At 70.6% G+C, this 24,887-nt stretch carries 25 protein-coding genes; 14 read left to right on the forward strand and 11 right to left on the reverse strand.

The window, feature by feature from the left end; all coding sequences use genetic code 11:
- Positions 1–50 precede the first annotated feature (50 nt).
- Positions 51–2,636 (forward strand): BACON domain-containing protein, encoded by a 2,586-nt coding sequence (locus AC07VX_RS02220; RefSeq protein ID WP_493163358.1) that lies wholly within the window; start codon positions 51–53, stop codon positions 2,634–2,636.
- A gap of 9 nt (positions 2,637–2,645) precedes the next feature.
- Here the strand turns inward: AC07VX_RS02220 and AC07VX_RS02225 are convergent, their stop codons facing one another.
- Both AC07VX_RS02225 and AC07VX_RS02230 read right to left on the reverse strand, forming a co-directional pair.
- Positions 2,646–3,956 carry an ATP-binding protein gene (locus AC07VX_RS02225; protein ID WP_493163357.1) on the reverse strand — a complete coding sequence of 437 codons (1,311 nt, stop codon included), beginning with the start codon at positions 3,954–3,956 and terminating at the stop codon, positions 2,646–2,648.
- Positions 3,953–4,663, reverse strand: a complete 711-nt coding sequence (locus tag AC07VX_RS02230) for a response regulator (protein ID WP_493163356.1) — start codon at positions 4,661–4,663, stop codon at positions 3,953–3,955. The genes AC07VX_RS02225 and AC07VX_RS02230 overlap by 4 nt, the downstream gene beginning before the upstream one ends.
- Before the next feature lie 165 nt (positions 4,664–4,828).
- Here AC07VX_RS02230 and AC07VX_RS02235 point away from each other — a divergent pair, with 165 nt between their 5' ends.
- Positions 4,829–5,812 (forward strand): hypothetical protein, encoded by a 984-nt coding sequence (locus tag AC07VX_RS02235; RefSeq protein ID WP_493163355.1) that lies wholly within the window; start codon positions 4,829–4,831, stop codon positions 5,810–5,812.
- A gap of 32 nt (positions 5,813–5,844) precedes the next feature.
- Here the strand turns inward: AC07VX_RS02235 and AC07VX_RS02240 are convergent, their stop codons facing one another.
- A complete protein-coding gene (locus AC07VX_RS02240; protein WP_493163354.1) occupies positions 5,845–6,195 on the reverse strand; it encodes a hypothetical protein in 351 nt (116 codons plus the stop codon).
- A gap of 245 nt (positions 6,196–6,440) precedes the next feature.
- On the opposite strand from AC07VX_RS02240, the gene AC07VX_RS02245 reads away from it, so the two are divergent.
- Together AC07VX_RS02245 and AC07VX_RS02250 are read left to right on the forward strand one after the other, a co-directional pair.
- Positions 6,441–7,184, forward strand: coding sequence for a MerR family transcriptional regulator (locus AC07VX_RS02245; RefSeq protein WP_493163353.1), 744 nt, complete (start codon positions 6,441–6,443; stop codon positions 7,182–7,184).
- Positions 7,181–8,443, forward strand: coding sequence for an MFS transporter (locus tag AC07VX_RS02250; RefSeq protein WP_493163352.1), 1,263 nt, complete (start codon positions 7,181–7,183; stop codon positions 8,441–8,443). Before AC07VX_RS02245 ends, AC07VX_RS02250 begins: the two co-directional genes overlap by 4 nt.
- Before the next feature lie 33 nt (positions 8,444–8,476).
- On the opposite strand, the gene AC07VX_RS02255 is transcribed toward AC07VX_RS02250, so the two are convergent.
- From AC07VX_RS02255 to AC07VX_RS02265, 3 genes are all read right to left on the reverse strand, one after another.
- Positions 8,477–9,073 carry a PAS domain-containing protein gene (locus AC07VX_RS02255; RefSeq protein WP_493163351.1) on the reverse strand — a complete coding sequence of 199 codons (597 nt, stop codon included), beginning with the start codon at positions 9,071–9,073 and terminating at the stop codon, positions 8,477–8,479.
- Entirely contained in the window at positions 9,048–9,704 is a 657-nt protein-coding gene (locus AC07VX_RS02260; RefSeq protein ID WP_493163350.1) for a 3'-5' exonuclease, read from the reverse strand. The genes AC07VX_RS02255 and AC07VX_RS02260 overlap by 26 nt, the downstream gene beginning before the upstream one ends.
- 88 nt (positions 9,705–9,792) lie before the next feature.
- Positions 9,793–10,062 carry a hypothetical protein gene (locus AC07VX_RS02265; protein WP_493183851.1) on the reverse strand — a complete coding sequence of 90 codons (270 nt, stop codon included), beginning with the start codon at positions 10,060–10,062 and terminating at the stop codon, positions 9,793–9,795.
- 280 nt (positions 10,063–10,342) lie between these two features.
- Here AC07VX_RS02265 and AC07VX_RS02270 point away from each other — a divergent pair, with 280 nt between their 5' ends.
- Positions 10,343–10,591: a DUF2789 domain-containing protein gene (locus AC07VX_RS02270; protein WP_493163348.1), complete on the forward strand. Its 249-nt coding sequence runs from the start codon at positions 10,343–10,345 to the stop codon at positions 10,589–10,591.
- Between the two features lie 24 nt (positions 10,592–10,615).
- On the opposite strand, the gene AC07VX_RS02275 is transcribed toward AC07VX_RS02270, so the two are convergent.
- Positions 10,616–11,230, reverse strand: coding sequence for a response regulator transcription factor (locus tag AC07VX_RS02275; RefSeq protein WP_493163347.1), 615 nt, complete (start codon positions 11,228–11,230; stop codon positions 10,616–10,618).
- Positions 11,223–13,124, reverse strand: a complete 1,902-nt coding sequence (locus AC07VX_RS02280) for a PAS domain S-box protein (protein ID WP_493163346.1) — start codon at positions 13,122–13,124, stop codon at positions 11,223–11,225. Before AC07VX_RS02280 ends, AC07VX_RS02275 begins: the two co-directional genes overlap by 8 nt.
- Before the next feature lie 118 nt (positions 13,125–13,242).
- Between AC07VX_RS02280 and AC07VX_RS02285 the strand changes: the two genes are divergently transcribed.
- The 8 genes from AC07VX_RS02285 (at position 13,243) to AC07VX_RS02320 (ending at position 21,183) form a co-directional block, all read left to right on the forward strand.
- Positions 13,243–14,256: a TRAP transporter substrate-binding protein gene (locus AC07VX_RS02285; RefSeq protein ID WP_493163345.1), complete on the forward strand. Its 1,014-nt coding sequence runs from the start codon at positions 13,243–13,245 to the stop codon at positions 14,254–14,256.
- Positions 14,257–14,340: 84 nt separating this feature from the next.
- Positions 14,341–14,961, forward strand: coding sequence for a TRAP transporter small permease (locus AC07VX_RS02290; protein ID WP_493163344.1), 621 nt, complete (start codon positions 14,341–14,343; stop codon positions 14,959–14,961).
- Positions 14,958–16,241 carry a TRAP transporter large permease gene (locus AC07VX_RS02295; RefSeq protein ID WP_493163343.1) on the forward strand — a complete coding sequence of 428 codons (1,284 nt, stop codon included), beginning with the start codon at positions 14,958–14,960 and terminating at the stop codon, positions 16,239–16,241. The genes AC07VX_RS02290 and AC07VX_RS02295 overlap by 4 nt, the downstream gene beginning before the upstream one ends.
- 64 nt (positions 16,242–16,305) lie before the next feature.
- Positions 16,306–17,268: an SRPBCC family protein gene (locus tag AC07VX_RS02300; RefSeq protein WP_493163342.1), complete on the forward strand. Its 963-nt coding sequence runs from the start codon at positions 16,306–16,308 to the stop codon at positions 17,266–17,268.
- A 28-nt stretch (positions 17,269–17,296) separates the two neighbouring features.
- The gene (locus AC07VX_RS02305; protein WP_493163341.1) at positions 17,297–17,914 is read left to right on the forward strand and encodes an ANTAR domain-containing response regulator; all 618 of its coding nucleotides are present in this window, start codon (positions 17,297–17,299) and stop codon (positions 17,912–17,914) included.
- Between the two features lie 308 nt (positions 17,915–18,222).
- A complete protein-coding gene (locus AC07VX_RS02310; RefSeq protein WP_493163340.1) occupies positions 18,223–19,470 on the forward strand; it encodes a CmpA/NrtA family ABC transporter substrate-binding protein in 1,248 nt (415 codons plus the stop codon).
- A 5-nt stretch (positions 19,471–19,475) separates the two neighbouring features.
- Positions 19,476–20,381 carry a nitrate ABC transporter permease gene (gene ntrB, locus AC07VX_RS02315; RefSeq protein ID WP_493163837.1) on the forward strand — a complete coding sequence of 302 codons (906 nt, stop codon included), beginning with the start codon at positions 19,476–19,478 and terminating at the stop codon, positions 20,379–20,381.
- 4 nt (positions 20,382–20,385) lie between these two features.
- A complete protein-coding gene (locus AC07VX_RS02320; protein WP_493163339.1) occupies positions 20,386–21,183 on the forward strand; it encodes an ABC transporter ATP-binding protein in 798 nt (265 codons plus the stop codon).
- Here the strand turns inward: AC07VX_RS02320 and AC07VX_RS02325 are convergent.
- Positions 21,180–21,974: a hypothetical protein gene (locus tag AC07VX_RS02325; RefSeq protein ID WP_493163338.1), complete on the reverse strand. Its 795-nt coding sequence runs from the start codon at positions 21,972–21,974 to the stop codon at positions 21,180–21,182. The genes AC07VX_RS02320 and AC07VX_RS02325 overlap by 4 nt on opposite strands.
- 72 nt (positions 21,975–22,046) lie before the next feature.
- A complete protein-coding gene (gene pdxR, locus AC07VX_RS02330) occupies positions 22,047–23,492 on the reverse strand; it encodes a MocR-like pyridoxine biosynthesis transcription factor PdxR (RefSeq protein ID WP_493163337.1) in 1,446 nt (481 codons plus the stop codon).
- A gap of 76 nt (positions 23,493–23,568) precedes the next feature.
- Here pdxR and AC07VX_RS02335 point away from each other — a divergent pair, with 76 nt between their 5' ends.
- Positions 23,569–24,045 (forward strand): cupin domain-containing protein, encoded by a 477-nt coding sequence (locus tag AC07VX_RS02335; protein WP_493163336.1) that lies wholly within the window; start codon positions 23,569–23,571, stop codon positions 24,043–24,045.
- Positions 24,046–24,051: 6 nt separating this feature from the next.
- On the opposite strand, the gene AC07VX_RS02340 is transcribed toward AC07VX_RS02335, so the two are convergent.
- Complete coding sequence (locus AC07VX_RS02340; RefSeq protein WP_493163335.1) at positions 24,052–24,795, reverse strand: SDR family oxidoreductase; 744 nt, start codon at positions 24,793–24,795, stop codon at positions 24,052–24,054.
- Positions 24,796–24,887 lie beyond the last annotated feature (92 nt).

Raw genomic sequence — 24,887 nt, forward strand, 5'->3', positions numbered from 1 at the left:
GCACCGGCCTCCCAGAGGGCCGGGCGCAGGCCGCGCAAAGGGAGGATTTCTTGCAGCATCAATACCGGATCACCCGCACCGTCCTGTGGTGCCTGGCCTTGTCGCTTGCCGCCTGCGGCGGCGGTGGTGGCGGTGGGTCGAGTTCAGGCGGCGGCTCGGTGAGCCCCGCACTGACTTTCTCGCCCAGCACGCTGGCCGCGAACTTTCCTGCCGGCCAGCCTTTGCCGCTGACCGTCACCGCGACGGCACCGCGCCCGGAGGACTTCCAGCAGAACGTCTACGTCGTCGTGCTCGACGAGAAGCAGGTCATCCGCAACGACGTGACGGTGACGGCGCTGTCGCCCGGCCAGTACAGCGCCCGCATCACGCCGTCGGCCCTGCTGGTGGCGGGCCGCTACACGGGCACGCTGTCCGTGCGCCTGTGCAAGGACAGCAACTGCACGGCCCAGTTCCCCGGCTCGCCTGTGCCGCTGCCCTACGACTTCAACGTGCAGGAGGTCTTCGCCCCGTTGGCGTTGACCAGCCTAAGCCCGACGGCGCTCACGGCCTACGCCGGCGGCGGCAAGACCCAGAGCCTGTCGCTGCGCCTGACCGGTGACAAGCTGCGCTGGACCCTCGCCAGCAATGCGGCCTGGCTGCAACTGGGCAGCGGCAGCGGCACGGGGGGCCAGGACATCCAGGTCACGGTGAACCCCGACGCCCTCGGCCTCGCGCCGGGCGACTACAAGGGCCGCATCACCGCCACCACCCAGGACGGCCAGAGCGCCGGCGTCGACGTCAGCCTGCAGCTGCTGGAGCGGCAGTTCGTCGTGAACGGCGGCGTGCCCAGCTTCACCCTCGTCAACGGGTCGACCGCACAGCCGCAAAGCCTGGCCTTCGCGCTGAACAACCAGCAGGCCGCCAACTGGAGCGCCAGCACCTCGGCCAGCTGGATGCGGCTGTCGCCGTCGACCGGCGTCACGCCGGGCAGCATCACGCTGCAGCCGGACGCCACCGTCGGGCCGCTGGCCACGGGCAAGTACAACGCCAACATCACGCTCGCCTCGGCCGGCATCGCCAGCAAGACCGTCACGAGCCAGCTGACGCTGACGGCCCCCCTGCTGTCCACCAACGCCGCGTCACTGGTCTTCGGCGGCGCCAAGGGCCGCGACTTCAGCGCGCAACCCTTGAGCATCGGCCTGAACACCAACGTCGACTGGCCCTGGGCCATGAGCGGCGTGCCGGCCTGGCTGCTGCCGGGCGCGACCGCGGGCAAGGCCGGTGCGACGGTCGCCACGCAATCGGTGGCGGTCGACGCCGCCAAGGCGTCCATCGGCACGACGACCGCCGTGCTCAACCTGCGCGCCACGGTCAATGGCGAGGCCGCCAGCAGTTCGCTGTCGGTCACCATCAATGCCGACCAGCGCCGCCTGCTGCCCTCGGCCTGGGCCGTCGGGCTGGCGAGCACGCCCACGGGCCAGGTGCTGACCCGGACGCTGCAGGTGCGCGACAGCTTCGACGGCGGGCTGCCCTGGACAGCCAGCTCGGACGCCACCTGGCTCAGTGTCACCGCCACCGGGCGCACCGACGGCGCATCGACGCTGACGCTGACGGCCGATCCCTCCGGCCTGCCAAGCGCGCAGCTCAGCACGGCCAGGATCACCCTGCTCAGCAGCCAGGCCGGCGTCGCCCCCGCCGTGGTGCGCGTGGCCTTGTGGAAGGACACCAACGGCGCCGTCGCGCTGCAGAAGCTGCCGCTGAACCGTCAGGTGCTCGTGGCCGACAAGCTGCGCCCCTACGTCTACACCCACGCCGGCGGGCAGGACGTGGACGTCTACCACGCCTACACCGGCCAGAAGCTGGCGACGTGGACGAATCTCGGCGCCGCACTCGGCGCCATGGCGGTGTCACCCGACGGCTCGCTGCTCTACGTGGCCGACACGGGCAACCGCAGCGTGCGCCGCGTGAACCTCGACACCGGTGCCACGCTGGACACCTGGCCGCTGCGCAACGCCACCAGCGCCAACGACGTCAACATCGTCGTGCGCACCAACGGCGTGGACGTGCTCGTCATGAGCGATGGCAGCGCCTACGCCACCGGCCGCTACCTGGGCAGCGTGCGCGCGGGTGCCGGCCTGGCCGCCACGCCCGACGGCCGCCTGCTCGCCTGGCAGGACACGGGCCTGAGCCCGGCATCGGCCGGCGTCGTGAGCCTGGACTACTCGGAAGTCGGCGGCGGCACGCTGATGGCGGCGGACAACAAGGGCGCCTCGTTCTACAACGGCTCCAGCAACGGGCGCGACATTGCCCTGTCGGCCGACGGCACGCGCGTCTACACCGCCACCGGCGCGCCGTACCGCTGCACCGTGCTGGCCGCGCAGGACATGAGCGTCATCGGCAGCCTGCCCGGCGGCGATGCCTACCCGAACAATGTCGAGGTGACCAGCGACGGCCGCGTGATCTGCGGCATCAGCGGCTGGTATAGCAGCAGCGACTTCTGGGTCCACACCGCCGCGGGCGCGCTGATCCAGGGCTACAAGGTCGCCGGCTATGCACGCGCGATCAAGGACCGCCAGATGGTCGTCACACCCGACGGCCTCATCGTCGCCGTGCTGACCGACGACCCGGTGCTGGCCTTCGTCGCCATCGGACGCTGACGCCCCGGCTCAGTTGGCGCCGGGCGCCCACTGCACCCGCGCCACCAGCCCGCCGCCCTCGCGCGGCAGCAGGCTCAGGCGCGCGCCCTCTGAGCGCGCGATGCGCTCGACGGTGGCCAGCCCCAGGCCCGAGCCGGGCTTGCCACCGCGCGCCGCGTCGCCGCGCTGAAAGGGGCGCTTGAGCTCGTCGACGCGGCCGGGCGCGATGCCCGGGCCGCGGTCGCGCACCTCGATCCAGGCGGCGCTGCCGTCTTCACCGCAGGCCAGCTCGATGGGCGGCGCGCCGTGGTTCTGCGCGTTGACAACGAGGTTGAGCACCAGGCGGCGCAGCGCCTGCGGACGCACGCGGCGCCTCACGGCCGGCCCGTCGGCCAGCACCGGCTGCGGCAGGCCTGGCGCCAGCGCCAGCGTCTCGGCGAGGAAGGCGCGCAACTCGACATCGGCCGCGGGCTGCTCCTGCTCGGCCGGGTGCGAGGCCCGCGCGTAGTCGAGGAACTGCGTCAGCAGCCCGTCCAGGCCGTGCAGGCTGCGGTCCAGCGTGTCGAGCAGTTCCAGGCCGCCCTGGCCGGCCCGATCCGAGGAATCACGCAGCAGCTCGCTGGCCAGGCGGATCTTGGCCAGCGGCGTGCGCAGATCGTGCGACAGCCCGGCCAGCATCAAGAGGCGCTCCTCCTCGTCGCGCGCCAGCGCCTCGGCCATCTCGTTGAAGCCGCGCGCCAGCGCCGCCGTCTCGGCCGGTCCGTCGGTCGGCAGCAGGAGCCGGCGCTGGCCGGCACCCACCGCCTTCGCCGCCTCGACGAGACGGGCCAGCGGCCGGTTGATGCGACGCTGGATCAGCCAGGCCCCCAGCAGCGCCAGCAGGCCGCTGACGGCGCTGGCGATGAGCCAGGTGCGGGCAAAGCGATGCGCCGGCTGCACCGGCGGCACGACGAGCCAGGAGTTCTGCATGCGAACAGCCAGCAGGCCGCCGGGCTCGCGCCGCCAGTCCAGCGCGCCGGGCGCTTCGCCCAGCTGCGCGGCGAGCTCGGCCAGGAAGGTCCGCTCCACCAGCGTCAGCCGCTCGCCCCGGCGTCCGCCCTCAGGTGCGGCGGTGCGGTCGTTGAAGCGCGCGACGAAGCCGGCCCGCTGTTCCTGCGGCAGCAGCTTCAGCCCCTCCGCCACGGCCTGCAGGCTGTGTGCCGTCGCCTCCGCCGACTGCTTCAGCCGCGGCTTCGCGACGAACTGGCTGTAGGCCACGGCGTTGACGATCTGGCCCACGACGATGAGGCCGGCGATGAGCCACAGGTTGCGGCCGAACAGGGTGCGCGGCAGCAGCGTCATGGCGCGCCCGGCTCGGGAATGAAGACGTAGCCCAGCCCCCAGACGGTCTGGATGTGGCGCGGCGCGCTCGGGTCGGCCTCGACGAGGCGACGCAGCCGCATGACCTGCACGTCCAGGCTGCGGTCGCTCACGCCATGCTCGTCGCCATGGGCCAGCGCCAGCAGCTTCTCGCGCCCCAGCGGCCGGTTGGGCTGGCTGGCCAGCGCGCGCAGCAAGTTGAACTCGACGGTGCTGATCTCCACCGCCACACCGTCGCGCTCCAGCCGCCGCTGCGTGGGGTGGAGGGTGAAGTCACCGAAGCGTACGGCCTCGTCGCCGACTGGCCCGAGGTGGGCGCCGAGCTGCTGCTGGCGGCGCACCATGGCCTGCAGGCGCGCCAGCAGCTCGCGCGGCGCGAAGGGCTTGGCGAGGTAGTCGTCGGCGCCCATCTCCAGGCCGATGACGCGGTCCACGAGCTCGCCGCGCGCGGTCAGCATCAGGATGGGGATGGTCTCGCCCTGGCCGCGCAGGCGGCGACACAGCGAGAGGCCGTCCTCGCCGGGCATCATCAGGTCCAGCACCAGCACGTCGAAGCGCTCGCGCGCCAGCAGCTGGGCTGCGGCGCCCGCATCGGGCACGGCACGCACGCTGTGGCCCTGCTCGGTCAGGTAGCGCTGCAGCAGGCCGCGCAACTCGGCCTCGTCGTCGGCGATCAGGATGCGGCTCATGCCGCGGATGTTAGGGAGGGCCAGCCCCTGGCGCCTGACGGAAAACAATGACAAACCGTTGCAAGACCGGGCCCGCCGTCAGGGTCTGCAAGCAGTGCAACCCGGCTGGCAACCTTTGCGCGGCGACGGCTCGGCAGCATGGCTGCACCTCAACCGGAGATGTCCATGCGCCGCACCGCCCTTGCCCTGCTGATCGCCTCGCCCCTCCTCAGCCACGCCGACCCGACGCCGCTGCAACGCGCCGGCGCCGCGCGGCTGACGGCCGAGAAGTCCGCCGCCTGCGTGGCCGCCCAGCCCTTCTACTGGGAGATTGGCAATGCCACGCAGCCGCTGGCCGGCGGCAAGGCGGGCGACGGCGGGCCCGAGCGCCACACCGAGATGGCCATCGCGTCGGCGTCCAAATGGGTCTACGCGGCCTTCGCCGCCGAGCGCCGCCAGGGCCAGTTCACCGCCGAGGACGTCAAGTTCCTGCACTTCCAGAGCGGCTACACCTACTTCCGCATCTGCCGCCAGAACCAGAGCGTGGCGGCCTGCCAGGCCAGCCTGCTCAACGGCCTCGGTCGCATGAACCCGGCCACCGAGAACCGCTTCGACTACGGTGGCGGCCACATGCAGCAGCACGCTGTTCTGATGGGCCTGGGCTCGCTGGGGCCGGAGGGCCTCGGCCTCGCCGTGCGCCAGACCCTGGGCGGCGTGTTCGGCGCCGACTGGTCCTTCACCTACACCCAGGCCCAGCCCGCCGGTGGCGGCATGACGAGCGCAGCCGACTACAGCCGACTGCTGCGCGCCCTGATGGGCGGCCAGCTGCAACTCGGAAAGCTGCTCGGCACGCAGGCCGTCTGCACCAACCCGCAGGTCTGCCCCAACGAGGCGGTGAAGACGCCCATCCCCGAGACCGAGAGCTGGCACTACAGCCTGGGCCACTGGGTGGAGGACGACCCGCAGGTGGGCGACGGCGCCTTCAGCAGCCCGGGCGCCTTCGGCTTCTATCCGTGGATCGGCGCAGACAGGCGCTTCTACGGCATCGTCGCGCGCGAGCAGCGCCGCGGCGTCATGAACGACGACCCGGGCGACAAGCCCGCCGTCGCGTCGGTGGACTGCGGGCGGCAGATCCGCGCCGCGTGGATGGACGGCCAGCCGCGCCGATAGGCACGCGTGCTGGCCGCCGCCCGAGGGTGGCGTTAGCGCACCCGGTCGGTTTCGAAGGCGACGCGGTCGACCGAGCCGTCGCCGCTACGGTACAGGCGCAGGCGGCGCAGGCCGTCCGGGCTGACCAGCAGCTCGGCGTTCTCGGCGCGCCAGGTTTCCAGCGGCGCCTCGTCGACGCTGACGCCCAGGCGGCGCACGCCGACATGCACGCGCAGGGTGCGGCCGTCGTCCAGCAGGTATTCGCCTTGCGCGGCACGCAGCATCGAGCGTTCAGCCGCGGCGGGCACGGTGGGTTCCTGGGCACTCGCGGGCGCGGTCAGCGTCAGGCTTGCGAGCACGGCGGCCGTCAGGGTGAGGGGTCGCAGATTCGTCCAGGTCTTCATGGTGAGGTACTCCTTAGGTTCCCCGAGGCCAGTCGCCTCGGCAGCCTCTCTTTCGCAAACGCCGTGCCAGGCTGGGAGCGCAAACAACCGCACGGTCAGACCCGGTTTCAATCAGGGTTCGCCCCAGGCCTGGGCCTCGATGCCCCGCATCGCGACACCGCGCATCGCGTTGGCGCAGGGCTTGACCCTCACGCAACGTCAGGCTTCATGATCCGGCCCGTCGTCAAGCAACGAGAGCCCCGGACATGGACTACACGGTGGGAGAACTGGCCAAGCGCGCCGGCCTCACGGTGCGCACGCTGCACCACTACGAAGAACTCGGCCTGTTGAGCCCCTCGGGGCGCAGCGAGGCCGGCTACCGCCGCTACGGCGAGGCCGACGTGCTGCGCCTACACCGCGTGCTGGCGCTGCGCGATGCCGGGCTGTCGCTGAAAGAGATCGCCCCGCTGCTGGACGGCGAGACGCCGCGCCCGCTGGCCGCCGTGCTGCAGGCCCAGATCGAGCAGATCGAGGCCCAGTTGCTGGCTCAGGAGACGCTGCTGCAGACGCTGCGCAACGCGGCCAAGCGGCTGGAACTGCACGGTGATGGCGGCGACGCGCTGCAGGTGCTGCTGGACGCGATGCAGATCCGTCGCGTGCACGAGCGCTGGTTCAGCCCCGAGCAGATGCGCGCGCTGCGCCAGCGCTGGGAGGCCATGCCGGAGGCGGCGCGCGATGCCGTCGAGCTGGAATGGCCGCAGCTGATCCAGCAGGCCCGCGCGGCGATGGACGCCGGACGCGACCCCGCCGCGCCTGAGGTCCAGGCCCTGGTGCGCCGCTGGCTGGTGCTGCAGCGGCAGTTCATGGAAGTGGCACCCGGCATGAAGGACACCATGCAGCGCATGTACGCCGCCGAGCCCGAGCTGGCGCGGCAGTCCGGCGTGACGCCCGAGCTGATCGCCTATCTGCGCCGTTCCAAGGAAACCCTGCCTGCCGAGGAGAAGTCATGAGCATCCCCGACCCGCGCCGCGAACTCTTTCGCAACGCCAACTTCCGCTGGCTCGTCGGCGGCGGCCTGCTGTCCATGCTGGGCGACCAGTTCACGCTGCTGGCCCTGCCCTGGCTGGTGATGAGCCTGTCCCGCGACCCGCTGGTGCTGGGCACCGTGCTGGCGCTGGGCAGCCTGCCGCGTGCCGTCTTCATCCTCGTCGGCGGCGCGCTGGTGGACCGCCATTCCCCCAAGGCCGTGCTGCTGCTGACCAAGTGGATCAACTTCGCGCTGCTGGGCGCGCTGGCGGCGCTGACAGCCAGCGGCGCGATCACGCTGGCCGGCGTCTATGCGCTGACGCTGGCCATCGGCCTGGCCACGGCCTTCAGCTATCCCGCCGGCAGCGCCATCCTGCCCCAGGCCGTGCCGGCCACGCTGATCCAGCCGGCCAACGGCGTGCTGATGGGGGCGCGCCAGCTGGTGCTGCTGCTCGGGCCGGTGCTGGCCGGGCTGATCGTCAGCGCCGGCAGCGGACCGGCGCTGAGCGGCCACGGCCTGGCCCTGGCCTTCGGCTTCGACGCGATCAGCTTCGCCGTCTCGGCCTGGACACTGGCGCGCGTGCGGACGGCACCGCGCGAGCCCAAGGCGCCGCAGCCGGTCCTCGCGGCCATCGCCGAATCGCTGCGCAGCTGCTGGCAGGACCACGAACTGCGCGCGCTGTTCCTGTACTTCGCGGCCATCGCGTTCTTCGTCGGCGGGCCCATCCAGGTCGCGCTGCCGGTGCTGGCCGCCGAGCGCCTGCCCGGCGGCGCCGCGGCGCTGGGCGTGATGCTGGCCGTGCATGGCCTGGGGGCGCTCGCGGGCATGGCGGCGTCAGGGCTGAAGCCGCACTGGCGCCTGTCCACGCTGGGCGGCACGGTGCTGCTCATCGACAGCATCGCCGGCGGCGTCTTCCTCGCCTTCGGCCATGTGCACGCCGCCTGGCAGGGCGCGCTGCTGCTGCTGCCGCTGGGCGCCCTGGGCGGCTTCGTGCAGGTGGCCGTCTACAGCTGGCTGCAGAAGCGCATCCCGCCCGAGATGCTGGGCCGCTCGATGGCGCTGTTCATGTTCATAGTCATGGGGCTGGCGCCGCTGGCCTCGGCTGCGGCCGGCGCGGCGCTGCGGGTGCTGGACGTGACGCAGCTGTTCACCGCCGCGGCGCTGTGCCTGCTGGGCGTCGTCGTGCTCGGCGCGCTGTTCACGCCCATCCGCCGGATCGCCTACCTGCAGGCGGCGGGCTGAGCCCCGGGGACCGAGGCCCGGGCCACGCGGCTTCTACTTCGCGCCCAGGCCGTCCAGCTCTGCCAGGGAGGCCTGCAGCAAGTCATCGACCATGCGCAGCACGCGATGCCGTTCCGCGGCCTGCGCCGCGCCGGCGGTGCCCCCGGCAGGGTCGAAACCCAGCAGCACATGAAAGGGCAAGGCCAGCTGCGCCCCTTCCATCGGGCCGCGCGACCCCTCCGGCAACCCGCCGCGCGGGGTGAACGGGCGCCCGGTCAGATCGATCATCGTGCCCACCATGCGCACCGGACGCCCCCCGGCGCCCCGCTCGATGATCCGGCCGCGCGAATGCACCAGGCGATAGCCCGAGCCATTGCTGCGCAGGCGAAAACTCGACTCATAGGTCGGCTGGCCGCCGTGGGCGTGAGCACGGATGGCGTCGAGCATGCCGTCCAGGTCGTCGGGATGCACACGGCAGCGCCAGAAATGCGTGCTGTCGGCGCCGTAGGGTTCGGGGAAGCCCAGCCTGAGCTTCCACTGCGGCGAGTAGTGCACGGTCTCGAGCTCAAGGCGGAGATCCCACAGCCCGAGGTCACCCGCCTCGACGGCCTGCCGCAGGCGCGGCTCAAGGGGTCGCGTCGCCATGTCCATGGGCGGGATTCTCATGTCGCAGGGCCGGCGCTGCCTCGCTCAGCGCCCTGAAGACCAGCAGCGACGCATGCGCGTCGTTGGCGGCGTAATGCAGTTGCTGCGGCGTGAGCGTGGCGTTGGCCCAGTTGGAGGTGGTGGCCTTCCTGGACTTGATGAAACGCTGGCCGAGCACGACGGCCACCGACACCTTCAGGCCCACGGCGTCCTTGAAGCCCAGCCGCCGCACGAGGTGGGACAGGTCGATGGAACGCCCCAGGCGCAGGCCCAGCCGGCGATGGATCTGCGGCCGGTCCGACGCCAGGCCGAAGCCCACCTTGACCACGTCGTCCGACTCGATCATGGCCTGCAGGAAGGCGTGCACGCCGGGCGTGGCCGTCTGCACGATGAAGGCCTGGGTGGCGGTGGCGAACTGGATCACCTCCGGGCCGGTCTGCGGCGCGCCGGCCACGAAGACGGGCTTGCTTTCGGTGTCGAAGCCCACATGGCCCGACTCGCGCAGCGCCTGCTCGGCGAATTCGAGCTGGGCCGAGGTCCTGAGCAGATGGATGCAATGAGCCGGCAGGGCCGGATAGGGCGGCAGGGCCGCGATCTGCTCGCTCGTGGGCCGCACGAGGGGCGGAGGTCTGTGCATGGCGGCAGTATGCCCACACGCGGTAGCGGCGGGCAATCGGCCGTCAATGCCACCCTTCACCCCAGATGCTGCCGATGCCGCCCTGCGCTCACTGGGTCTTCTGGACCTTGGCGCGCTCGTGCCGGTGCCTGGCCTTCGCGGGCGCAGAGGCCGCCGAGGCTGCCGGCTGCGTCGCGCAGGGGGCGCCGGCGGTGCCGGGCATGCCGCGTTCGGCGCCATGATCGTGGCGCTTCATCCTGGCGCCGCCGCAATCCATGGGCGCGGAGGCCCCCGAGGCCGCGCTGGCGGGGCGGCCTTGCGCCTGGACCGGGGCGGCCACGGCCAGCAAGAGGACGGCCATCGAGGCAAGAGATGTCATCGCGCGCATGTCGCTGCTCCTGAAGGTGAGGGCCGGTGGGGCCCAGGACTGACGGGCGTCCAGGATAGGCAGCCCGCCTGCCGACCGGCTTGATGCGCATCAAGCCGGGCCGCGCATGTGCCGGAGCCGCCGGCTGCCGGCACCGGAACACGGACCGGCTGACGTCGCCGATGATCGCGGGCATGGCCATGAGCCTGAGTCCGGCCGCCGTCATCGCCAACGCGCTGCGCCAGCGCCGCGGCCGACGCGCCCCCCCCCCTTCCCGCACGGAGGTCACACCATGGAAACGCCGTTCCACCGGTTCTCGGAACTGTTCAAGCAGCTCGGGCTGCCGTCCGACGAAGCAGGCATCGCCCGCTTCCTGCAGGAGCAGGCGCCGCTGGCCCCGCACATCGCTCTGGCGGAGGCGCCGTTCTGGAACCCGGCCCAGGCCCGGCTGCTCAGGGAAGAGCTCCTCGAAGATGCCGACTGGGCCGAGGTCGTGGACCAGCTCAATGCGGCGCTGCGCGGGCCCGGCGCGGCGGGCTGACGGCGGCCGTCAGGCCGTGGGGCACTAACGCCCCGCCACCAGGGTCGCCACCTCGGCCGCCGAGCGCACGCCCAGCTTGGCGAACACCCGCGCCCGGTGCACTTCCACCGTGCGCACCGACACGTTCAGCTCGTCGGCAATGACCTTGTTGAGCTTGCCGGCGGCCACGCGCGTCATGACCTCGCGCTCGCGTTCCGTCAGGCTGGCCAGGCGCGCGCTGCGCTCGGCCGTCTGGGCGCCCTCGGCCTGCATGGCGGCGTCCACGGCCAGGGCCTGCTCGATGCGGTCGGCCAGCGCGTTGTCGCTGTAGGGCTTCTCCAGGAAGTCGAAGGCGCCCTTCTTCAGCGCCTCGACGACCATCGGGATGTCGCCATGGCCGGTCAGGAAGAGCACCGGGTTCTTCAGCCGGCGCGCCAGCAGCTCGTCGTGCAGCCGCGTGCCACTCATGGGCTCCATGCGCACGTCGAGCAGGAAGACGCCCTTGGGGGCGCCCTCCCGCTCCAGCATCTCCAGCAGCGCCGGGCCGCCATCGAAGGCGCGCACGTTGAGGCCGCGGGAGCGCAGCAGGAAGGCGAGCGCATCGCGCACGCCGGGGTCGTCGTCGACGAGGTGGACCGTGCCTTTCAGCGGTTCAGCCATGCACGCTCTCCCGGCTCAAGGGAAGACTGAAGGAGAACAAGGCGCCGCCGTTCGCGGCGTCGCTGGCGTCGAGCACGCCCTGGTGGGCCTCGACGATGGAGCGACAGATGGCCAGGCCCATGCCCATGCCGTCGGCCTTGGTGGAGTAGAAGGGCGCACAGAGCTGCTCCACGCGCCGGCCGCCCAGGCCGGGGCCGTTGTCCTGCACGTCCACGCGCACGAAGTCGCCGGCCACGCGGCTGCTGACGGTGATACGGCGGCCGCCGCCGGGCTCGTGCGCCTGCAGCGCGTCCGCCGCGTTGCGCACCAGGTTGATGACGACCTGCTCGATGAGGACGGCGTCGGCCAGCACGGGCGGCACGCCGGGCCCGAGCGTCACGTCCAGCGTGACGCCCCGCCGCTGGCAGTCGCGCTTGAGCAGCTCGAAGGCGGCGGTGATGACCTCGTGCAGGTCGCAGGGCTCGTGGCGGGGCTCGCGCCGGGTCAGGAACTCGCGGATGCGCGCGACGATGCGGCCCGCGTGCGCGGCCTGCTGGCCCAGGCGCTGCAGCGCGCCGAGCACGAGTTCGTCCTGCACGCCCAGCTTGCCGAGCGAGTTGGTGATGCCGGCGCCGTAGCTGGCAATGGCGGTCAGCGGCTGGTTCAGCTCGTGGGCCAGCGTGGAGGCGACCTCGCCCAGCATCGTCAGGCGCGCGTTGTGGGCCAGCGTCTCGACCTGGCGGCGCTCGCGGTCTTCCAGGCGCTTGCGCTCGGTGATGTCGATGATGCTGCCCATCCAGCCGATCTGGCGGCCGCCGGCGTCCACGAGGGGCGACTCGAACACCATCACGTCCACCATGCGGCCGCTGCTGTGCTGCCAGCGCGCCTCGTAGCCCTCCCGCGGCGCATGGCCGGCAAGGTTGCGGCGGTTGCGCTCGGCCATCTCCTCGACAGCGTCCGGCGGCCAGTAGGGCATGGGCGGCAGCAGGCCGACCAGAGCTTCGGCCGGCAGGCCCACCATGTCGCAGAAGGTGCGGTTGACGTAGAGCAGCCGTCCATCGAAGTCGCGCGCCCGCAGGGCCACAAGGGCGGAGTCCTCCATCGCACGGCGCCAGGCGGCCTCGGTGCGGCCGGCCACTTCGGCGCGCTGCACCTGGCGCATCTGCCGGCGCAGCAGCCAGCTGGCCACGCTGATCAGCGGCAGGAAGCCGGCGACCAGCACCCAGGCCAGCGGGCGGATGGCGTTGGCGGCGGGGTCGCGTAGGGTGAGTTCCAGCGCGGCGTCGGTCAGCGTCGCCTGCGTCAGCGGGCTGGCGCGCAGCGGGCCGGTCAGGGCCACGCGGTAGCTCGGACGCGGGCCTTGCGCGGCACGCAGCGGCGACTCGGTGCTGGAGGCGATGACCTGATCGGCGCTGTCGACGAGCTGCACGTCGTACTTGCGCGCCAGCCACCAGGGCACGCCGCGCTTGAGCAGCAGTGCCGGCGCATAACGCACCACCAGCACGCCATCGGCCCCAACACGGGCGGTGAGGTGCAGCGAGAGGCCGTCTTCGTAGCGGCTGGCCTCGGACTCGGTCGGCACCTCGGCCAGCACGCGGTTGCGCGAGTCCAGCCAGGTGACGGCCAGCCACAGGCGGCGCAGGCCGGCGTTGACCTCGGGATGGGCCGCCAGCGCCGCCACGCTCGGCGCCTGGCCCGCGAGACCGGCGGCGAGCTGGCGCAGATGGGCCTGCTCCTCGTCGATGCGGTCGCGCAGCTGGGCCTCGGTGCTGAGGGCGTCGGAGATCAGCGTCTGGCGCTGCTGCTCCTGCTCCTCGGCCTCGTTGGCACGCACCCAGGCCAGCACGCCCAGCACAAATACCAGGGATAACCCGAGGGGCGCCAGCCACAGGCTTCGGGTCAGGAGTTCGCGCATCTGCATGGCTCGCAGTCTATGAACGACGGCGGCCCGGCGAAATGTGGAACTCCACAACTACCCCTGCGCCGTCCCGCTCGGAAGAATCACGGCCATACCAACCATTCGGAGACTCACCATGGCCCTGCGCCGTCTCGTCCTCGCTTCCGCCGTCGCCGCCCTGTCCACGCTGGCCGGCTTCTCCGCCCAGGCCCAGGCCCCCATCGTCATCAAGTTCAGCCACGTCGTCGCGCCCGACACGCCCAAGGGCAAGGGCGCCCAGCGCTTCAAGGAGCTGGCGGAGCAGAAGACGGGCGGCCGGGTCAAGGTCGAGGTCTACCCGAACAGCCAGCTCTACAAGGACAAGGAAGAGATGGAGGCCCTGCAGCTGGGCTCCGTGCAGATGCTGGCCCCGTCGCTGGCCAAGTTCGGCCCGCTGGGCGTGAAGGAGTTCGAGGTCTTCGACCTGCCTTTCCTGTTCAAGGACACCGATTCCTTCCGCGCCGTCACCGACGGGCAGGTCGGCACCGATCTGTTCAAGAAGCTGGAGCCCAAGGGCATCAAGGGCCTGGCCTACTGGGACAACGGCTTCCACATCATGAGCGCCAACAAGCCGCTGCACAACGTGGCGGACTTCAAGGGCATGAAGATGCGCATCCAGTCCAGCAAGGTGCTGGACGCGCAGATGCGCGCCCTCGGCGCCATCCCGCAGGTGATGGCCTTCAGCGAGCTCTACCAGGCGCTGCAGACCGGCGTCGTGGACGGCACCGAAGGCGTGCCGAGCAACTTCTACACGCAGAAGATCTACGAAGTGCAGAAGCACATGACGATGTCCAACCACGGCCACCTGGCCTACGCGGTCATCGTCAACAAGAAGTTCTGGGACGGCCTGCCCGCTGACATCCGCACCCAGCTGGAAGCCGCCATCAAGGAGGCGACGACCTATGCCAACGCAATCGCCAGCACCGAGAACGGCCGCGCGCTGGAAAGCATCAAGGTCAGCGGCCGCGTGACCATCCACACGCCGACGCCGGCCGAGACCAACGAGTGGAAAAAGGCGCTGATGCCGGTCCACAAGGAAATGGAAGGCCGCGTCGGCAAGACCACCATCGAAGCCGCCTACAAGGCCGCCGGCTTCGTCGCGCCCAAGTAAGTCCCCTGCCACCTCGCGCCGCCGTGCCAAGGTCGCCCCGGCCTTCGGCAGGCGCAGCCGTTTGTCGTTGACCGGAGAACGACCATGTTCAACAAAGCCCTGAACCATCTGGAGGAGGTCCTGATCTCCTTCCTGATGGCCGCGGCGACGCTGGTGATCTTCGTCGCCGTCGTCCACCGCTACCTCGCCGGCGTGCCCTACATCCAGGACTTCGCCCTCAAGATCCACATGAGCTGGGCCCAGGAGCTCTGCATCATCCTGTTCGTGTGGATGTGCAAGTTCGGCGCGGCCTACGGCGTGCGCACCGGCATCCACGTGGGTGTGGACGTCGTCATCAACCGCATGTCGCCCGCGAACCGCGGCCGCTTCGTCATCTTCGGCCTGCTGGCCGGCGCGCTGTTCACCGGCGCCATCGCCATCATGGGCGGCACCTTCGTGTGGGACAACGGCGCCCACTACGCCTTCCTGGACCTCATCGGCCGGCCCAATCCCGACGTGTACGAAGGCCCGACGACGCCCGACCTGGAGTGGCCGACCTGGATCGTCTACTCCGCCATCCCGCTGGGCTCGGCGCTGATGTGCTACCGCTTCCTGCAGGTCTGCTGGAACTTCTGGAAGACGGGCGAGTTGCCCAAGCATGACGAGTCCCACGTCGAGGGCATCGACGAACAGACGCCCCTGGACGTGAAGGAGGCCAAGCAATGAACGCACTCATCATCTTCAGCCTGCTGCTGGCGCTGATGCTGACCGGCATGCCGATCAGCATCTCGCTGGGCCTCACCGTGATGACCTTCATCGTCACGATGACCCAGGTCCCCATCGAATCGGTCGCCCTCAAGCTGTTCACGGGCATCGAGAAGTGGGAAATCATGGCCGTGCCCTTCTTCATCCTGGCCGGAAACTTCCTCACGCACGGCGGCGTCGCGCGGCGGATGATCAACTTCGCCACGTCCATGGTCGGCCACTTCCACGGCGGCCTGGCACTGGCATCCATCCTGGCCTGCTCGATGTTCGCGCTGGTGTGCGGCTCGTCGGTTGCCACGGTCGTCGCCATCGGCTCCATCGTGCTGCCCGCCATGGTGGCCCACGGCTACCCGATGCGCTTCGGCGCCGGCGTCATCATCACGGCCGGCTCGCTCGGCATCCTGATGCTGCCGTCGATCCCGAAGGTCATCTACGCCATCTCGACCAACACCTCCATCGGCGCGCTGTTCGTCGCCGGCCTGCTGCCCGGCATCATGCTGGCGCTTATGCTGGCCGCCGTGACCTGGTGGATCGCCCGCAAGAACAACTACCCGCGCCTGGCCCGGATGGGCTGGATGGCACGCTTCCAGGCCTTCCGCAAGAGCTTCTGGGGCCTGCTGCTCGTCGTCATCATCGTCGGCGGCATCTGGTCGGGCGCCTTCACGGCAACCGAGGCGGCGGCGATGGCAGCGGTGTACTCGTTCTTCGTGGCCATCTTCGTCTACAAGGACCTGAAGCTGCGCGACGTGCCCAAGGTGCTGAAGGACTCGGCCAACATGTCCGCGATGCTGCTCTACATCATCACGAACGCGGTGCTGTTCTCCTTCGTGCTGACCAACGAGAACCTGCCCCACCAGCTGGCCGACTGGCTGCTGTCGATGAACCTGGGCCAGAACGGCTTCCTGTTCGTCGTCAACCTGGTGCTGCTGGGCGCCGGCAACTTCATGGACCCGTCGTCCATCATCCTGATCATGGCGCCCATTTTCTTCCCGGCCGCCATGCAGCTGGGCGTGAACCCGGTGCACTTCGGCATCCTGATCGACGTGAACATGGAAGTGGGCCTGTGCCACCCGCCGGTGGGCCTGAACCTCTACGTAGCCTCGGGCATCTCCAAGCTCGGCATCACGGAGCTGACCAAGGCCGTCATGCCCTGGCTGCTGACGATGATCGTCTTCCTCGTCATCGTCACCTACTGGCCGTGGCTGACCTTGGTGCTGCCACAGATGATGGGCATGTTGTAACGCCCGTCCTTCCGAGAGCCCGGCCCCGGCCGGGCTTTTTCTATTCAGACCCTCCCTGCATCCGATGAGCCCCCTCTTCTTCGCCCTGGGTTTCGCGCTCGTCGCCCTGCTCGTCTACATGGGCCGCTACAGCGGCCGCGTGCGGGCCGAGGCGAGCCGCTTCATCGCCGCGCCGCCCGAAGCCGTCTACGCCGCGGTGGCCGACCTGCAGCGCTGGCAGGCCTGGAACCCCTGGCTGGAACACGCGCGCGCGGCCTGCGCCGAGGTCGACGGCATCAGCCTGAACTGGGACGTGCCCCAGGTCGGCCGCGGCAGCGTGCGCCAGACAGGGCAGACGCCGTCGCGCGCGCTGCGCCAGCAACTCGCCTTCGCCCTGCCCTTCGCCTTTCGCGGCCGCTCGGACTGGCGCTTCGAGCCCGCGCCCGGCGGCACGAAAGTCACCTGGCGCTTCAAGGGCCGAGTCGCTTTCACGCTGCGTGCCTTCGCCGCCACGGTGCAGGGCGCCACCGCCCTGGACCTGCGCTTCGGCCTGGACCACCTCGCCGCGCTGCTGGAAGGCGGCCCGCCGGCCTACACGCTGGACTACACCGGCGTTCATGAACAACCGGCCCGCCGCCTCGCCCAGGCGACGCACAAGGGCGCGCTGGACAAGCTGGCCGCAGAGCTGCCGCCACGCATCGCCGAACTGCGCGCCCGGCTCGGCGCCAACGGGCCGGCCGTCGTCCACTACCTGAAGACCCACCTCAAGCTGCGCACCGTGGACTGCCGCATCGGCTTCGAGCTGGCGGCCGACGCCGCCGTGCCGGACGGCCTCGCGCTGCAGGAGCAACCCGCCCACCGCGCCTATGTGCTGCGCTTCAACGGCCCGCCCGAGGCACTGGAGCTGGCCTGGTACCAGGCGATGCAGCGCGTGCGCGTAGAGCAGCGCCAGCCGCATCCGCAGTTGCCGCCGAGCGCCGTCTACCTCGACGAATCGGCCCCCGGCCGGCGCGGCCTCGTCGAGCTGCATCTGCCGCTGAAAGCCTGACGGCACGCTAATTGCACTGCCCTGGGGCATGAACACGCCCCTGTTTGCCCTCCCCGGCCTGCGCGTGCTGCTGGCGGACGCCGGGCAGCGCCGCAGCCCCGTCATCCGCCTGGAGCTGATCCGGCTGCGCTGCCAGCTCGTCGACGTCATCGACCTCGTCGCCCAGCCCGACGCCCTGCCCGCCGCGCTGGAGCGCCTGGCGCCCGAGCTGCTGCTGGTGGACTGCGAGCAGCCCACGCCCGCGCTGCTGGCCCAGCTGGGCGAATCCCTGCAGCGCCAGCCGCGCCCCGTGCTGCTCTTCGCCGAACAGATGACGGGCGAGCAGATGCGCGCCGCGCTGAACAGCGGCATCAGCACCCTGCAGCTCACCGGCCTGCCGCCCCAGCGCCTGGGCGCCCTGCTGCAGCTCGCCCTGGCCCGCTTCGAGCACGACCAGAGCCTTCAGCGCGATCTGCGCCAGACCCAGACCCAGCTGGCCGAGCGCAAGCTCGTCGAGCGCGCCCGCGGCATCCTGATGCGCGAGCAGGGCCTGGACGAGGAAGCCGCGTTCCAGCGCCTGCGCCAGCTCGCCATGGACGGCGGCCAGACCCTGGCGGCCGTGGCGACGCGCCTGATTGATGCAGACCAGCTGCTGCGCCCCCGTTGAGGGCGCGGCGCACCAAGTCGCAATTCACCCTGACGCACCGGACCGGCGCAAACCGCTCGCCGCGGCGCCAGCCATGCGCCAAGCCCGTGCAAACCGGCGTTTTCCAGCGCCGCCAGAAGCTGGCACGCAAGCTGCAATGAGGAAGGCGAGGCCTGCAATGGCGCAGGCCTCTCGGGCCGGCCGGCTGATGAATCGGCCGGCACTTCGGGACAACGGCGTCCGACCTCTCCTTTTGCGTCCGCGCTAGCGAAGCGCGGACGGAGCGTGGCTGCGACGCCGTTGCGCCCTGCATGACTCAGGAGCTCGTGATGACCGCCAGCGATAACTCGACCACCACGCCCAACCCGCAACGCCGCCAGCTGCTCGCCGCAGCCGCCGCCTTGCCCTTCGCCGGCCTCGCCGGCGGCGCCTGGGCCCAGGGCTCGGACAAGCCCGAGAAGGAGGAGGTGCGCATCGGCTTCATCCCGCTGACCGACTGCGCCAGCGTCGTCATGGCCTCCGTGCTCGGCTTCGACAAGAAGTACGGCATCAAGATCATTCCCACCAAGGAAGCCTCCTGGGCCGGCGTGCGCGACAAGCTCGTCAACGGCGAGCTGGATATGGCCCATGTGCTCTACGGCCTGATCTACGGCGTGCACCTCGGCGTGGCCGGCCCCAAGAAGGACATGGCCTGCCTGATGACGCTGAACCGCAACGGCCAGGCCATCACCCTGTCCAAGAAGCTGGCCGATGCCGGCGCGGTGGACGGCGCCTCGCTCGCCAAGGTCATGGCCAAGGACAAGCGCGACTACACCTTCGCGCAGACCTTCCCGACCGGCACGCATGCGATGTGGCTGTACTACTGGCTGGCCGCCCACGGCGTGAACCCGCTGAAGGACGCCAAGGTCGTCACCGTGCCGCCGCCGCAGATGGTGGCCAACATGCGCGTGGGCAACATGGACGGCTTCTGCGTCGGCGAGCCCTGGGGCCACCGCGCCATCATCGACGGCATCGGCATCACCGCCACCACCACGCAGGACATCTGGCCCGAGCATCCGGAGAAGGTCCTCGGCACCACCGGCGACTTCGTCAAGAAGTACCCCAACACCGCCCGCGCCGTCATCATGGCCGTGCTGGAAGCCAGCCGCTGGATCGACGCCGGCCTGTCCAACAAGCAAAAGATGGCCGAGACGATCGCCGACAAGGCCTACGTCAACACCGGTGTGGACGCCATCAACCAGCGCATCCTCGGCCGCTACCAGAACGGCCTGGGCAAGACCTGGGACGACCCGCGCCACATGAAGTTCTTCGACGACGGCGCGGTCAACTTCCCCTACCTGTCCGACGGCATGTGGTTCCTCACCCAGCACAAGCGCTGGGGCCTGCTGAAGGACCACCCCGACTACCTCGGCACGGCCAAGGCCATCAACCAGACCAAGCTCTACGCCGAGGCCGCCAGCGCGCTGAAGATCAGCGTGCCCAAGGACCCGCTGCGCAGCTCCAAGCTGCTCGACGGCGTCGTCTGGGACGGCAAGGACCCGGCCAAGTACGCAGACAGCTTCAAGCTCAAGGGATGAACACCATGGTTTCCGCCGTCTTCCATTCGCCTGGCGACGCCACCGTCGCCCCCGCCACCGCACCGCTCACCGTGAGCCGCCCTGCCGCACCGGCCGCCGAAGCGCCCGAGGTCAAGGTCAAGCGCAAACGGACGCCCATCGACTGGCGCGCCATCGCGCTGCGCGTGCTGCCGCCGGTGTTCAGCATCGCCCTGCTCATCGGCATCTGGGCCCTGGCCACGCAGAAGGGGGGCAGCTTCCCCACGCCCGGCCAGACCTGGGACGCCGCGGTGCAGCTGTTCTCCGACCCGTTCTACCGCAAGGGTCCGAACGACCAGGGCATCGGCTGGAACATCCTGAATTCGCTGTCGCGCGTCGGCATGGGCTTCGGCCTGGCTGCGCTCGTGGGCATCCCGCTGGGCTTCATCATCGGCCGCTTCGAGTTCGCCAACCGCATGGTGTCGCCGCTGATCGCGCTGCTCAAGCCGGTGTCGCCGCTGGCCTGGCTGCCGATCGGCCTGCTGGCTTTCAAGAGCGCCAACCCGGCCGCGATCTGGACCATCTTCATCTGCTCGATCTGGCCCATGGTGGTGAACACGGCGGTGGGCGTGCAGCGCGTGCCGACCGACTACCTCAACGTCGCCCGCGTGCTCAAGCTCAGCGAGTGGAAGGTCATCACCCGCATCCTGTTGCCCGCGGTGCTGCCCTATGTGCTGACCGGCGTTCGGCTGTCCGTGGGCACGGCCTGGCTCGTCATCGTCGCGGCCGAGATGCTGACCGGCGGCGTGGGCATCGGCTTCTGGGTGTGGGACGAGTGGAACAACCTCAACGTGGCCCACATCATCATCGCCATCTTCGTCATCGGCATCGTCGGGCTGCTGCTCGAATGGGCGCTGATCTCTCTCGCCAAGCACTTCACCTTCGAGGATTGATGCCATGAAGCCGTTCATTCAGGTTCAAGACGCCGAGATGGTGTTCAGCACCCGCAAGGGTCGCTTCCACGCCCTGCAGAACGTCAACCTCGACGTGCAGCGCGGCGAGTTCATCACGCTGATCGGCCACTCGGGCTGCGGCAAGTCCACGCTGCTCAACCTTATCGCCGGCCTGCTGCAACCCACCTCGGGCGCGCTGATCTGCGACGGCCGCGAGATCGCCGCGCCGGGGCCGGAGCGCGCCGTCGTGTTCCAGAACCACTCGCTGCTGCCCTGGCTGACCTGCCTGGAAAACGTGCTGCTGGCCGTCGAGTCCGTCTTCGGCGGCAAGGAGCCTGGCGCCAAGCTCAGGGTGCGCGCCCGCAGCGCGCTGGAGCTGGTGGGCATGAGCCATGCGCTGCACAAGCGCCCGCACGAGATCTCGGGCGGCATGAAGCAGCGGGTGGGCATCGCCCGGGCCCTCGCCATGGAGCCCAAGGTGCTCCTGATGGACGAGCCCTTCGGTGCGCTGGATGCGCTGACGCGCGCCAAGCTGCAGGACGAGTTGCTGAAGATCGTCGCGCGCACGCAGAGCACGGTCATCATGGTCACGCACGACGTGGACGAGGCCGTGCTGCTGAGCGACCGCATCGTGATGATGACCAACGGTCCGGCGGCGACGATCGGCGAGGTGCTGGACGTGGGCATCCCGCGGCCGCGCGTACGGGTGGAGCTGGCAGAGGACGCGCGCTACATCGCGGCGCGCAAGGAGGTCATCGACTTCCTCTACACGCGTCACGCTCACGTCGAACAAGCGGCTTAGGCGGCCACCTTGTCGAAGTAGCGCTCGAAGGACGCGTCCACCGCGGCGCGTCCACCGCCGATGATGTTCAGGCCCCAGGTGAAGCCGTAGACGTCGTCGAAGTCCACGCCGCGCAGCCGCGCTTGCGTCTCGCGCACCAGGATCGGCCGCGCCGGCACATGGTTGGGCACGCTGTACATGAAGCTCACGTGGCGCCGGTCCTGGGCGACGTGCAGGGAATCGCCCGCCAGCAGCAGCGACCGCCCCTCGCCGGCCCAATGCAGCACGGAGCTGCCGTCGAAGTGCCCCGGGCAGCGCAGCAGCGTCGCGCCGCGCCCCAGGTCCAGCGTGTCGCCACGCCAGAACTCCACCCAGCGCGAACACCGCGCCACCCACTCGCGGTCGTTCTCGTGCACGAAGATGGGCACGCCGCCCAGGGCCTCGCTCCAGCGCACCATGGCTGAGTAGAAATGCGGGTGCGAAAGGGCAATGCGCTCGACGCCGCCGCGGCGCTTCAGTTCGGCCACGGCCTCGTCGGTCACCAGTGCCGTGCTCTCCCACAGCAGGCCGGCCTCGGGCAGGTGCAGCGCCCGCTGCGGGATGGCGAAGCCCGGTGCAATGCCGATGCCGAACAACGCATGGTCCATCTCCAGCCGGTTGCGATGGGTGACCGCCAGCTCGTCGTGTGTCGTCCAGGCTTGGCCCTGCCAGCCGACGTACTGGCGCTCGTCGCTGCAGATGCGGCACAGCCCCGGCGGCTGTGGGCTGCCGTCGTGTTCGGTGCCGCAGGTTCGGCACATGAAATAGGGCATGGCGGTCTCCGTGATTCGATGCCGCCAGCTTAAGAAAGGCAGCCGCTCTAACACAGAGCCAAGTGCGGCAATTCAGAGGGTGCCAAGCGCCCGCGCCAGCCGCCGCACGGCCTCGGGGATGCGCGCCACCGTGATGCTGCCGTAACCCAGCACCAGGCCCTGCACACCGCCCTCGCCCATCGCGTAGCGGCTCAACGGCTCCACGCCCACGCCGGCCGCCCAGGCGCGGCGCGTCAGCTCGTCGGCGTCCACGCCCGGCAGGGCCACGGCCAGGTGCAGGCCGGCAATGGCCGGGTAGAACTCGGCTCGCTCGCCCAGGTGGCGCTTGAGCATCTGCTCCAGCACGCGCCGCCGCTCGGCGTAGGTGGCCCGCATGCGGCGCACATGGCGCAGCAGATGGCCCTCGGCGATGAAGTCGGCCACGGCCGCCTGCATCAGCGCCGGCGTGCCGAAGCCCGCCGCATGCTTGGCCGCCATCAGCGCCTCGCGCGCCCAGGCCGGCGCCACGACATAGCCCAGCCGCAGCGCCGGCAGCATGCTCTTGGACAGGGTGCCCACGTAGAACACGCGGCCGTCGCGGTCCAGCGTCTTCAGCGCATCCAGCGGCCGCGAGGTGAAACGGAACTCGCCGTCGTAGTCGTCCTCGATGACGACGGCCTGCTTCGCGGCGGCCCAGTTCAGCAGCTCGCGCCGGCGTGCCAGCGACATCGCCATGCCCAGCGGCGCCTGGTGCGAAGGCGTCACGCAGACGATGCGCGCCTCCGCCGGCAGCGTGCCCACCACCAGCCCCTCGCTGTCCAGCGGCACCGGCGCCAGCCGCGCCCCCGCGCCCAGCAGCGCGGCGCGCAGCGGCGGGTAGCCGGGGTTCTCGACGGCCGCGAGCGTGCGGCCCGGCGTGACCAGCACGCGCGCGATCAGGTCGAAGGCCTGCTGGGCGCCGGCCGTGATGACGACGTCCTCAGCCGTGCAAGCCACCGCGCGCGACGACGACACATGCCCGGCGATCGCCTCGCGCAGCGCCGGCAGACCCTGCGCCTCGGGGTAGCGCGCGGGCTCGCGCGCGGCCGCCTGCAGCGCGCGCGTCTGCAGGCGGCGCAGCACGTCGAAGGGAAAGCCCGCCACCTCCGGCATGCCAGTCTTGAACTGATAGGCCGGCGCCGGTCCGCTCGTCAGCGGCGCCGGCCAACCGCCCGTCTCGCCGCGCAGCCAGCGGCTATCAGCCCAGGGCGCGACGCTGGCACGGTCCGACACGGCCACCGCCGCCCGCGGCAGCTCGGCCACGAAGCTGCCGCCCGCGCCACGCGATTCCAGCCAGCCCTCGGAGGCCAGCAGCTCGTAGGCCGCCACCGCCGTGTTGCGCGACACGCCCGCGCGCGCCGCCAGCTCGCGCGACGACGGCAGGCGCAGCCCCGGCGCCAGACGCCCGCTGGCGATGGCGTCGCGCAGCGCCGTGTGCAGGCTGGCCATGCGCGAGCCGCGGCCGGCAACGCGCAGATCGAGTTCGAGGCTTGGCTCCATGGAATCCGTCCGACTTGGCTCTTTGATGGAACCATCAAGACCGGCACTCTAAGCGCTCCTGAAACCGGAGCCCCTGATGACCATGACCACCCCCTTCGACGGCCTGCAGCCGTATGTCCACACCCACGTCGCCGGCGCGCTGCAACGCGCCGGCCTGGATGCCTGGATGCCCGAGGGCGAGGGCAAGTGGTCGCTGCCGCTGCAGTTCATCCCCGGCGGCGGCTGGGTGGAGCTGATGCGGCTCGCGCCTGGCACGGCGCTGACGCTGCACCGCCACCACGGCGAGGTGCATGGCCTGAACCTGCAGGGCCGGCGGCAACTGGACGATGGCCGGGTCATCGGCCCGGGGGACTACGTCTTCGAGCCCGCCGGCAATGTCGACAGCTGGGCGGCCGTCGGCGATGAAGTGCTGGTGCTGCACGTCGTCGTGCGCGGCGATGTGGACTACGTCGACGCCGAAGGCCGCGTGCAGCAGCGCATCACGACGGCCCAGCGCCTGGCCGATTACCGCGCCTTCTGCGCCGCCCGAGGCCTGCCGGCGCGGCTGGGCTGACGCCGCTCAGGGCATCAGCGCCACGGCGTCCGCGCCGGCGGCCAGCCGCATCGGGCAGGCCGGGTCGGTCGCCGCGCGCCAGACGGCCTCGGCCACGTCCGCCGCGTGCGTCACCGCCTCGGCTGGCTGCTGCGCCCACTCGGCGAACACCGCGCCGGCCAGTTCGGCATAGGGCTCGGGGATGCTGCCGTCCATGCGCGAGCGCGCGTTCCCGCCGAAGCGGGTGGTGGGCGCGCGGCCGGGCAGCACCAAGCGCGCCTGCACGCCAAAAGATGCCAACTCCAGCGCCAGGCACTCCGTGAAGGCATTCACCGCCGCCTTGCTGCCGGTGTAGACGGCCAGCAGCGGCAGCGACTTCAGCGTGACGCTGGACGTGACGTTCACGACCACGCCGCCGCGGCGCTGGCGGAACTGCGGCAGCAGGGCCTGCGTCATCGCCATCGTGCCGAAGGTGTTGGTCTCGAAGAGCTCACGGATGCGCGCCAGCGGAATGCCCTCCAGCGCACCGAGCAGGCCGATGCCGGCGTTGTTGACGAGCACATCCACCGGCCCGGCAGCCGCCACGCAGGCACGGATGCTGGCTGCGTCGGTCACGTCCAGCGGCAGCACGCGCAGTCGCTCGGCCGGCGGCAGCACGGCCGCGTCCGGCGAGCGCATCGTGGCCACGACCTGCCAGCCGCGGTCAAGGAAGAGGCGGGCGGTTTCGAGACCGAAGCCGGACGAGCAGCCGGTGATCAGCACGGTTTTCATGGAGAACTCCTGTCGAGGTGGGGATGCAGCACGATATGGCTGCGCCGCCGGACCCGCTACGATTCAAAGTCCACAAAACATTCGCAATAGTC

The organism is Roseateles sp. GW821-FHT03B02, assembly GCF_059421025.1.